The 10,558-nt window shown below is 35.2% G+C and carries 10 protein-coding genes; 5 read left to right on the forward strand and 5 right to left on the reverse strand.

What is annotated here, in order from left to right:
- Positions 1-2,240 (reverse strand): M16 family metallopeptidase (locus ACH2CJ_RS11010; protein ID WP_394992853.1); only part of this gene is annotated, 2,240 nt, incomplete at its 3' end.
- A gap of 96 nt (positions 2,241-2,336) precedes the next feature.
- On the opposite strand from ACH2CJ_RS11010, the gene ACH2CJ_RS11015 reads away from it, so the two are divergent.
- The 5 genes from ACH2CJ_RS11015 (at position 2,337) to ACH2CJ_RS11035 (ending at position 6,422) form a co-directional block, all read left to right on the forward strand.
- Entirely contained in the window at positions 2,337-2,933 is a 597-nt protein-coding gene (locus tag ACH2CJ_RS11015) for a DUF502 domain-containing protein (RefSeq protein ID WP_394992854.1), read from the forward strand.
- A gap of 49 nt (positions 2,934-2,982) precedes the next feature.
- Entirely contained in the window at positions 2,983-3,576 is a 594-nt protein-coding gene (locus ACH2CJ_RS11020; protein WP_394992855.1) for a hypothetical protein, read from the forward strand.
- A 126-nt stretch (positions 3,577-3,702) separates the two neighbouring features.
- Entirely contained in the window at positions 3,703-4,941 is a 1,239-nt protein-coding gene (locus tag ACH2CJ_RS11025) for a 3-phosphoshikimate 1-carboxyvinyltransferase (RefSeq protein ID WP_394992856.1), read from the forward strand.
- A gap of 54 nt (positions 4,942-4,995) precedes the next feature.
- Positions 4,996-5,913 (forward strand): aspartate carbamoyltransferase catalytic subunit, encoded by a 918-nt coding sequence (locus ACH2CJ_RS11030; protein WP_394992857.1) that lies wholly within the window; start codon positions 4,996-4,998, stop codon positions 5,911-5,913.
- Positions 5,914-5,921: 8 nt separating this feature from the next.
- On the forward strand, positions 5,922-6,422 hold the full coding sequence (locus ACH2CJ_RS11035; RefSeq protein WP_394992858.1) for an NADH-quinone oxidoreductase subunit C: 501 nt from the start codon (positions 5,922-5,924) through the stop codon (positions 6,420-6,422).
- Positions 6,423-6,427: 5 nt separating this feature from the next.
- Here the strand turns inward: ACH2CJ_RS11035 and ACH2CJ_RS11040 are convergent, their stop codons facing one another.
- The 4 genes from ACH2CJ_RS11040 to ACH2CJ_RS11055 form a co-directional block, all read right to left on the reverse strand.
- Positions 6,428-8,023, reverse strand: a complete 1,596-nt coding sequence (locus ACH2CJ_RS11040) for a peptide chain release factor 3 (protein ID WP_394992859.1) — start codon at positions 8,021-8,023, stop codon at positions 6,428-6,430.
- Between the two features lie 114 nt (positions 8,024-8,137).
- The gene (locus ACH2CJ_RS11045; RefSeq protein ID WP_394992860.1) at positions 8,138-8,731 is read right to left on the reverse strand and encodes a M949_RS01915 family surface polysaccharide biosynthesis protein; all 594 of its coding nucleotides are present in this window, start codon (positions 8,729-8,731) and stop codon (positions 8,138-8,140) included.
- Between the two features lie 69 nt (positions 8,732-8,800).
- Positions 8,801-9,646 (reverse strand): hypothetical protein, encoded by an 846-nt coding sequence (locus tag ACH2CJ_RS11050; protein WP_394992861.1) that lies wholly within the window; start codon positions 9,644-9,646, stop codon positions 8,801-8,803.
- A 27-nt stretch (positions 9,647-9,673) separates the two neighbouring features.
- Positions 9,674-10,558: glycoside hydrolase family 113 (locus ACH2CJ_RS11055; protein WP_394992862.1), on the reverse strand; the 885-nt coding region annotated here is incomplete at its 5' end.

The following is a 10,558-nucleotide window of genomic DNA, read 5'->3' on the forward strand; positions in this document are numbered from 1 at the left end:
CCTTTTACTTTACTGATATTCAGGCCTTTATATGATTCCTGACGTTTGGTTGATGGCAAACCACCAATGTATTTTTCAAGTAATGGCTTGATTTTTTCAACCTCAAAGTTTCCAACAAAAACAAAAGTAAAATCGCTCAAATCGCTGAAACGGTCTTTATAAATTTCCATTGCACGGTCAATATTAACTTTATCAATATTTTCGGCTTTCATTGGTAAACGACGGAAATTTTTCTGATAAAGCGTTGTCAAAACAGTATCGCCAAAAACTTTTTCGGGCGTTAGTGTTTTCATCGAATTGGCTATCAAATCTTTCTGATTTTTTAAAAAACTTTTAACTACTTCGTTGTCACGTCGTGGCTGAGTTATGTAAGCGTACATCAATTGCAAAGCAGTTTCTAAATCTTTTGGCGTAGTGCTGCCACCAACACCTTCGGTTAATTCGCTAACATAAGTATAAACACTGGCAACTTTTCCTGCCAAAGCCTTATCTAATTGACTATCAGAGAGTTTGCTAACGCCACCTTGAGAAACGACAGTCGAGGCAAATTGTGCCGAATAATAATCTTCATCGTTATAAAGCGAAGTTCCACCTTTACTTGAAGCTGAGAATATAATTTGGTCATTTTTAAAAGTCGTTGGTTTCAAAGCAACTTTTACTCCATTGGCAAATACCAATTCGGTTACGCCCAATTCGTCTATTTTTTTCTCCGAAACTACCTTCGTTCCTTCTGGAATTTTCTCTAAAATTGGTGTTAAAACCGCTTCATCTTCATAAGGTTTTATGTCAGGATTTTTAAAGTTTATTAATTCCTTAATTTTTTCTTCATTGGGTAGTTTTTCCTTATCTTTTTCCGAACCAACAATTAAACCAACTCGATTTTCTTCCTTCATTATTTTACCAGTTATGGCATTTACTTCGGCGAGAGTGATTCCTTCTAAGTTAGTTTTTGTAAATTCGTAGCGAAAATCAGCATCAGTATAAGAAGTTCCTTGTAAGTAATTTTGTACCATCGCATTCACAAATGTTGCTGATTTTGTTTTGTCTTTTTCTTTGAAACCCTTTTCGACACCTACAAAATACTCTTTTTTGGCACGTTCCAACTCACCTTTCGTAAATCCAAATTTCTTTAAACGCTCTTGTTCGTCAATAATAGCCTTTATTGCAGCTTCCATTCCCTCGGCGTTTTTAGGCAACACAATGGTCTGAAAAACATCCAAACCTGCCAAAAACGAACTGTATCCCATCACCCCAAATACAAAGGGTGCATTTGGTTTTTTTGATGCTTCTTGTAAACGAGTGCTTATCATTTGGTTATATAAACTTTCGGCAATGTCAGTTCGGTAATCTGCTTGCGTAAGTGTTTTTTCTCTCGGAAGTTTGGTAATCATCTGAAAAGTAGATTGTGGCAATTCTTTATCTAAAATTTGAAAAGTCTGTGTTCCTACCGATGGTGGAATTTCGTATTTGGTAATCTTTGGGGCATTTTTACTCACTTTTAGTGGAGAAAACTTCTCTTTAATCAAGTTTTCAACTTTCTCTGGGTCAAAATCTCCCACAGCTACCACTGCCATGAGGTCAGGTCTGTACCAATCTTTATAAAACTTAACGATTTCTTCAGGCTTGAAAGTCTTCAAAATATCAACTTTTCCGATTGGAAGTCTATCAGCATAACGAGAGTTATTGAATAAAATCGGAAGCAATTTTTGTTGAATGCGTGATTGAGCATTTTTGCCTCTTGCACGTTCTTCTTCCAAAATAATCCCTCGTTCTTTATTAATTTCGGCTGTATCAAGAGTTGCGTAGCTAGACCAGTCAGCCAAAATCTGAAAAGCTCTTTCAAACAATTTAGCAGAATCAGTTGGCACTTGAAGCTGATAAATTGTTTCATCAAAACTCGTTGAGGCGTTCAAATCTGCTCCAAATTTCATCCCAGATTTTTGCAAGAAATTAACGAGTTCATTTTTTGGAAATTCTTTTGTGCCATTAAAATTCATGTGTTCCATGAAGTGGGCCAATCCTTGTTGAGCATCAGTTTCCAAAACTGAACCCGCATTGACCACTAAACGTAGCTCCATGCGATTTTTTGGCTCAGAATTTTTCAAAACATAATATTTTAATCCATTTTTGAGTGTCCCAACTCTTACGGCAGGATTATTGGGGATAGGAATATTGAGGTTTTGTGCAAAAACTTGTACAGAAATAGCAAAAGCCAGCAAACCAAGGGTAATTTTTCTCATAAATAAATGGAGATGTTAAAGGTTAAAAAACTTTTAGTTACACAAAAACGTTAGAATTGATATACAGCGTGCCAAAAATACAAAAAAAATTGATTTATGACTGAAAGACCTATACTAAGCCGTTTACTTTCTTACTTTATTAGAGGACTACTATTTGTAGCACCTATTGGTTTCACGATTTTTATACTTTTGGGGGCATTCGATTTTGTTGATAACATTATAAGGATTCGTATTCCTACAGAAGACCCAAGTCATGATTTAATTATTCCAGGTTTAGGTACATTGATTGTGATTGTCGGAACAATGATTACTGGGTTTACTTTTTCGGTTTTATTGCCTCAAACAATTCAAAATCTCATCGAAAATGCCATTAGTCATTTGCCGTTAGTCCGAATTTTTTATTTTGCTTTTAAAGATTTAATTTCAGCATTTGTAGGCGATAAACGAAAATTTACGCAGGCAGCAATTGTTTTAATTAATAAAGAAGCAGGTGTGCATAAAATAGGTTTCATTACACAAAATGATTTAACTACTTTGGGCGTTAATAATATGGTAGCTGTTTATTGTCCGCACAGTTATGCTTTTTCGGGAGAATTGATATTAGTGCCGAAAGAAAACGTAAGAATGCTCGACATGCCAAGTGCTGAAGTAATGAAACTCATCGTTTCGGGTGGTGTTTCGATAAAAGAATAATTGTGGGGTGAATCATTGGTTCGCAGTTTATAGATAAAAGCAAACAAATATGAAATTTTTACAACTAAAAAGTATTTTATTTCCCTTCATTTTAGTTGTCTATTCCAATATTTTCGCACAAGATTTCCACCAAAGAGAACCACTTTCAGTCGAAGAATTAATTTATAGAAAAGACCCAACAAGAGCAAAAGCAATGTTTACTAAAGGGCGATATTTAGTTTTGGAAAACCTCCGAAATAATAGCCGAACTCGCTTTTATGAAGGGGATTTATTTCGATTCAAAACTAAAGATGATTTTGTTTTTGAAAATGACATTTATTCCATAAAAGATTCCTCAATCGTTATTACTTCGCTCAATGAAGTTACTAATCGCTATGAATATGTAGAAATTAAACTCAACGAAATAAAGCGAATTTATAAACATTCTAAAAAGAAAATCCATATTAACTTATACACTTTTGCTCCTGTTGGGTACTTATTTATCGAGTGGGCAGCATGGAAAACTCCACCGTTATCAAATTCTAAATTGCCATTAGCAATAGGCTTGTCGCTTGCACAACCTTTTATTGGTGTTATTTCCAATCAATTTCGCAGTCGAAGAATCACCGAAAATTATCGTTTACGGATTTTTCAATCGTTCTAAGTAAGTCGGTTTTTATGAGCGACTATTTGATAGGAAGTAATTGGATTTTCAAAAAATAAAAAGTCGGCTATAAAAACCGACTTACTTATATTATCTTTGTGGCTGAATACAGAACCAAAGAATTTAATGGATAATATACTCCTTCATAAAAGCACCAGCCCATTCAACGTTAAAATAGCTTTAGCCTCTTCCAAATCAGAAAGCAATAGAGCCTTGATAATCAATGCTTTAGCCAATTTTTCTGGAGATTTACAAAACCTTTCAACTGCCCGTGATACCCAAACAATGATTCGTTTGTTGAAGTCAACTGACCAAACAGCCGATGTGATTGATGCAGGAACTACGATGCGTTTTTTGACTGCTTATTTTGTGGCAACCAATCAAAATAAAATAATGACAGGCACGCCTCGAATGTGCGAGCGTCCTATTGGCATTTTGGTTGATGCCCTCCGAAGCATTGGTGCAGAAATTGATTATTTAAAAAAAGAAGGGTATCCACCATTGCATATCAAGGGTTTTTCTAAGCAAAAATCGAACGAAGTTACGATTCGTGGCGATGTAAGTAGTCAATATATTTCGGCTTTATTGATGATTGCTCCAACTCTGCCGCAAGGTCTGACAATTAAATTGATAGGAGAATTAGGCTCAATTCCGTACATAAAAATGACACTCGAACAAATGAAAGCATTTGGGGTAAATTATGATGCAAATTGGGAACAAAAAATAATAAAAATTTTACCCGATATTTATCAATCAACTACTTACAAAATCGAGTCAGATTGGTCTGGGGCTAGTTATTGGTACAGTATTGTGGCACTTTCAGAGTTTGAAGATACACAAGTTGAACTGTTGGGTTTGAAAGAAAATTCGTTGCAAGGCGATAGTGATATTGTGAATATTATGTCTCATTTGGGAGTAAAAAGCACTTTTACGGAAAATGGTGTTTTTTTGACCAAAATTCCTGCTAAAAAAACATTGTGTTGGGATTTTACTAACTGCCCAGATTTAGCCCAGACCGTTGCAGTAACTTGTGCCGCCAAACACATTGAAGCAACTTTCACAGGAATTGAGAGTTTAAAAATCAAAGAAACTGATAGAATAGTAGCACTCCAAAACGAACTCCAAAAATTTGGCGGAGAGTTGATTGAAGTGGTAAAAAATACAGAATACTTAGTTAGGAAGTCCGCAGTACAGAGTCCAAAGCACACAGTAACGATCGCAACCTACGATGACCATCGAATGGCAATGGCTTTTGCACCGTTGGCAATGTTGATGGATGTTGTAATTGAAGAACCAAATGTAGTAGTTAAGTCATATCCAAGTTTTTGGGAAGACCTTTCCTTAGTTCTAAGTTTAGAGTCTTGAGTTCAGAATTCATAACTTTTTCTTAACTTTGCAAAACTTTCTTCTCAAAACACAATGCAATCACTCAGTACAAAGCACCTGCTTGGCATAAAAGACCTTACGACCAATGACATTCAGCTTATTTTGGAAACTGCCAAAGAGTTTAAAGATGTCATTAATCGTCCCATCAAAAAAGTGCCTTCTTTGCGTGATGTAACTATTGCCAATGTTTTTTTTGAAAATTCTACCCGTACTCGACTTTCTTTTGAATTAGCTGAAAAACGACTTTCTGCCGACGTAGTCAATTTTTCTGCTTCGGGAAGCTCGGTCAAAAAAGGTGAAACGCTACTTGATACCGTCAATAATATTTTGGCAATGAAAGTAGATATGGTTGTGATGCGACACAGCAGTCCGGGAGCTCCTCATTATTTATCAAAACATATCAAAGCCAACATCGTAAACGCAGGCGATGGCACACACGAGCATCCAACTCAAGCATTATTAGATGCATTTTCGATGCAAGAAAAATTAGGAGATTTATCAGGAAAGAAAGTGGCGATTATTGGTGACATTCTTCATTCGAGGGTAGCATTATCAAATATATTTTGTTTGCAAAAACTCGGTGCAGAAGTAATGGTTTGTGGCCCAAATACACTTTTGCCAAAATATATCAGAGAAATTGGTGTGAAAGTTGAGCATAATGTTCAAAATGCCTTGCAATGGTGCGATGTAGCCAATGTTTTACGGATTCAGTTGGAGCGTCAGCATATCAAATATTTCCCATCGTTACGAGAGTATTCTTTGTATTTTGGAATTAACAAAAAAATGCTTGACGAGTTGAATAAAGAAATTATTTTGATGCATCCCGGCCCAATAAATCGTGGTGTTGAACTCACAAGCGATGCCGCAGATTCTCACCACTCAATCATTCTCGACCAAGTTGAAAATGGTGTGGCGGTCAGAATGGCAGTGCTATATTTACTTGCACAATAAAAGTAAAAATGCAATATTCAGAAATAAAATCTTTAATTGTAGCCATGTTTGGTGAAAAAACTATCTTGAAAGAAGATACCATTTCGCCTCAACCAAACATTACTATTGCCAATGAAAAACTCTTGGAAGTTTGTCAGTTTCTTCACGTACAACCTAAATTATATTTTGATTTTCTGACCTGTATTACCGCTATCGACAATGGTGCTGAAATTGGAACAATTGAAGTGATTTATCACCTCAATTCAATTCCTTATGAGCATAGTTTTGTTTTGAAAGTTGAGGTTGAAAGAAACAAAGAAAACGAACCACTTCCTCAAGTATTTTCATTAACTCCAATCTGGAAAACAGCAGATTGGCACGAAAGAGAGGCCTTCGATTTAGTTGGTATTGATTTTGTTGGACACCCAGATTTAAGAAGAATCCTTCTACCAGCCGATTGGGAAGGGCATCCACTCAGAAAAGACTATAAAGAACAAGAGTTTTACCATGGAATAAAGGTAAAATACTGATAATCCTAGTAAGCCAACGCCACCTTAAACTCCGAAGTAGTATGAAATTTAATATCAGGATTATTCTGAATATTCATTCTTAAAATCCAGTCGGTTTCTGCCAAAAATACTGGATTTTCATCTTTGTCAAAAGCAATAAAGTTACTTTTTAGACGGATAAACTCAGCCAATTTGTTTTTATCCTCACACGTAATCCAGCAGGCTTTTGAGTAAGGCCGAGCTTCAAAAACACAACTTGCCGAGTATTCATTGAGTAAACGATGCTGAATAACTTCAAATTGCAGTTCACCAACTGTTCCAATAATTTTTCTATTGCCAGGCTGAAGAATAAACAATTGAGCAACTCCTTCATCGGTTAATTGTTGAACACCTTTTTCTAATTGCTTCGACTTCATCGGGTCTTTGTTAATAACCTCTTTGAAAATTTCGGGTGAAAAACTCGGAATTCCAACAAATTGCAAATCTTCTCCTTCTGTTAGCGTATCGCCAATTTTGAAAGTACCAGTATCGTACAAACCAATTACATCACCTGGATAGCCTTCATCAACTACATCTTTCCTATCTGCTAAAAAAGCAAACGGACTTGCAAAACGTATTTGTTTGTTCAGTCTGACGTGTTTATAAAACTTTCCACGTTCAAATTCACCACTACAAATTCTCAAAAAAGCAATTCTATCTCGGTGACGAGGGTCAATATTTGCATGAATTTTAAACACAAATCCACTAAATTTATCTTCATTAGGTTCTACCATTCGCTTGTCGGTCATTCGATGTACAGGTAGTGGAGAAACATCACAAAATGTATTCAACAACTCCATCACACCAAAATTACTCACCGCACTTCCAAAGAAAACGGGTGCAAGGTCGCCTTCTAAATAAGATTGTTTGTTAAAAGTTTCATAAACACCATCTATCAATTCCACATCTTCACGCAACTGATTGGCATCTTTTTGACCAACTTTTTCTTCTAAAATATCAGAATCTAATTCAATTTCTTCAATATCATCTTCCAAACGAGTTTTATTGACAGCAAAAAAATTCATTTTCTTTTCAAGCAAATGGTAAACTCCTTTGAAATTTTTACCACCATTGACTGGCCAAGTAATTGGGCGAACTTTAAGATTGAGTTTCTGCTCTAATTCATCTAATAAATCGAAAGGATTTTGTCCTTCTCTGTCCATTTTATTGATAAAAATAATCACAGGCGTTTGTCGCATTCGGCAAACTTCCATCAAGCGTTCAGTTTGTTCCTCCACGCCTTTTACACAATCAATTACCAAAATTACACTATCAACTGCCGTCAAAGTTCTGTAGGTATCTTCTGCGAAATCTTTGTGACCAGGCGTATCTAATATATTGATTTTAAGATTTTTATATTCGAAAGTCATTACCGAAGTTGCCACCGAAATACCACGTTGCTTTTCAATTTCCATAAAATCTGAGGTTGTTGACTTCTTGATTTTATTTGATTTTACAGCCCCTGCGGTTTGGATTGCACCACCAAAAAGGAGTAGTTTTTCGGTCAATGTGGTTTTTCCTGCATCGGGGTGAGCAATGATAGCAAAAGTACGGCGTTTGTGTAATTCTTCAATAAATGACATTGGTATCTAATTTTGTAAAACGAGTGCAAAATTAGTCAATTTTATTGTAAAACGGGTTTCCTAACCTGTTGTTTTTCTAAAAGTGAGACGGATTTGAAAAACATTCGTACAATTTTAAAACTCAGGAGCGAATACATCCCAGAGTTTATTGGCTTGGTCTTGAATTACTTTTGGTAGTTTTTTGAAAGCAGCATCAGTCACTTTTTCTTTCTTAAAATCAAAACCTCTCGGAAGTGTATTTCCTCGAATAGCAGCCTTGCTCCCATTTTCAATAACCATTAGTTTTAAGCCAATTGGACTAACATCGCTTCGGCAACCAATTTTATAGAGAAAAGTAATTTCAGCGTATTTATTTTTGTCTAAATCGGTGATAATAAGTGATTTATCAAGAAATTGCAAATCGTTGTCAAATTCACAATGACTCTCATTATCTGTAATTTGTCGAATTAAGTCAAATTGATTATTACTTTTTTCGATATAATGTTTAACCAACAAAGTTTTTGTAAGCCACTCATCCGAACCATTTAAATGCGTTGTCACAATTAAGTAATTTTTACCATTTTTATCTTCAAATTGAAGTGCTTTTTCTACAGTTGAATCGTCAGTAACGTATTTTTGAAGTATCGATGCCTCAATCTTTTTGCTAATTATTTGTTGTGAAAAACACGTAAAGCTAATTAAACTTATGGTAAGGGTTATTAATTTCATTATTGAATTTGTGATTGTAAATACTTGATAGTCAGCTTTTTGTGTTTCTTTTCTTCTCTAAATTTCCTTTCAACCCGCTCCCCAATACCTTGAAGCCTCTTTGATTATTTCAAAAATATTTTTATTGGCTTTGTCATATTCGATATTTGCACCTTCTGCACCTGCCCATTCGGTAATTATTTCTAAATCACCCTGCTGATTACGAAAAACTGCCAAAATTCTGATAGCATCATTCGGAAATTCTCCGCCATCATCCACACGCCATGTTGAGCCTACATCATATTTTGCAGGATAATCTCTATAAATAAATTGCTTACCTCCAATCACCAAACTTGCCAAAACGCTATCTTTTTTAGGTGAAAAAACGACGATATACGCTTCAAGGTTTTCACCTAAATTGGCTACTTTCCAAGCACTTTTGATTGTTCTTTTTCGCTCATTTTCGATGGCTGTTTTGATTTTGCTATCAATTATTGTTGGTTGTGCTAAAGTTTTGACCGAAATCGACAAATGATTTTTAACAAATTCTTCATTGAAAAGTACCGAAGTGAGGTCTGGATTGACTTTTTTTTCACCATTTGTCACAAATATTTGCCCAGTACAATTATCGAAATTTGAATAAGTCTGATTGACACCTCTATCATTGCCTTTTTGTGTTTTTACAAAACTAATAGTAGTAGTAGTACCTTGATTATCAAGTGTTTGTGTAAATAACTTAGGATTAGTATTTTCTTCAAAACCTAAAATTTGATTACCTTTTTCATTGCTAAATCCAAAAGTAATAGCTTCTTCAATTTCAGAGATTGCAGGGGTCGTAGCAGTTGCAACCGAATCTGTATTTTCTGTTTTTTGTGCTGTTTTAGTTTGACAAGAAAACAAAACAAAGATGGATGCTAAGAAAGCCAATGTTTTCATAAAGAATTGATTATTAGGGTTTTGAATTTAATACTTCTGAAAATAACTTTGTATAACTGCCTCCCCAACTTTTCCTTGAGGGGTATATTTATCTCTAAATTCATGTTTTTTGCCAAAATCTTTTTCATGTTTTATAGCTGGAAACCATTTCCAAACAAAACATCCTGCAAACCATTTTTCTTGCCAAATTTCCTCAAAAAATGCTCGGTAAGCAACCGCTTGAAGTGCATCATTATCGGGGTGTTTTGAGTGAGACTCCCAAGGTTTGTCAGTTGTAAAATCGGTACTTTGATAACCCATTTCGGTAAAAAGAATCGGTTTTTGCACTACTCTGCTATACTTTTCTATTTCTTCTTTATGCTTTTTCCATGCCTTTCTGAGGATTTCGGCATTGGGCGATTTTTCTTCTGATAATGGGAAATAGCCATCAATTCCTACAAAATCCAATTCATTCCAGAAAGGTACTTTGTCGTAACAATCCCAGTTTTCGGCATATGTCAATTTTCCATGATAAACCTTTTTTATATCTTGAATTATTTTATGCCAAAACTGTGGGCGTTTTGCCACAAAATTTTCAAATTCAGTAGCAATGCAATAAATTTCGACGTGCGTAGAGTCAGCAACTTTTGCAAAATCTAATAGATAATCACCAAAAGTTTTTTCAAAAACCTGCCATTCTGCTTCCGTTTTAAAATCCATATCACCGGTATATGAACTCTGAGAACTTTGAATCCAAGCATGAGGTTTTAGCATCACTTTCAGGCCTTTTTGATGTGCCAAATTTACACATTCGGCTGTTCCTGATGGAGATTCTCCCCACCAATGTCCATCAGAAGATTTATTATATTTAAAATTTGGACTACCATCTCTCGTAAAACCATAAGGTGTAAGTGCCACCCATTCGGCATTGAT

It is taken from the genome of Emticicia sp., from assembly GCF_043780375.1.
Classification (GTDB): Bacteria; Bacteroidota; Bacteroidia; order Cytophagales; family Spirosomataceae; genus Emticicia.

Bases quoted from the DNA above. Each gene is read 5' to 3' on its own strand.
- ACH2CJ_RS11020 (WP_394992855.1), top strand. From the start codon at position 2,983: ATGAAATTTTTACAACTAAAAAGTATTTTATTTCCCTTCATTTTAGTT.
- ACH2CJ_RS11035 (WP_394992858.1), top strand. From the start codon at position 5,922: ATGCAATATTCAGAAATAAAATCTTTAATTGTAGCCATGTTTGGTGAA.
- ACH2CJ_RS11045 (WP_394992860.1), bottom strand. From the start codon at position 8,731: ATGAAATTAATAACCCTTACCATAAGTTTAATTAGCTTTACGTGTTTT.
- ACH2CJ_RS11050 (WP_394992861.1), bottom strand. From the start codon at position 9,646: ATGAAAACATTGGCTTTCTTAGCATCCATCTTTGTTTTGTTTTCTTGT.
- ACH2CJ_RS11040 (WP_394992859.1), bottom strand. From the start codon at position 8,023: ATGTCATTTATTGAAGAATTACACAAACGCCGTACTTTTGCTATCATT.
- ACH2CJ_RS11025 (WP_394992856.1), top strand. From the start codon at position 3,703: ATGGATAATATACTCCTTCATAAAAGCACCAGCCCATTCAACGTTAAA.
- ACH2CJ_RS11015 (WP_394992854.1), top strand. From the start codon at position 2,337: ATGACTGAAAGACCTATACTAAGCCGTTTACTTTCTTACTTTATTAGA.
- ACH2CJ_RS11030 (WP_394992857.1), top strand. From the start codon at position 4,996: ATGCAATCACTCAGTACAAAGCACCTGCTTGGCATAAAAGACCTTACG.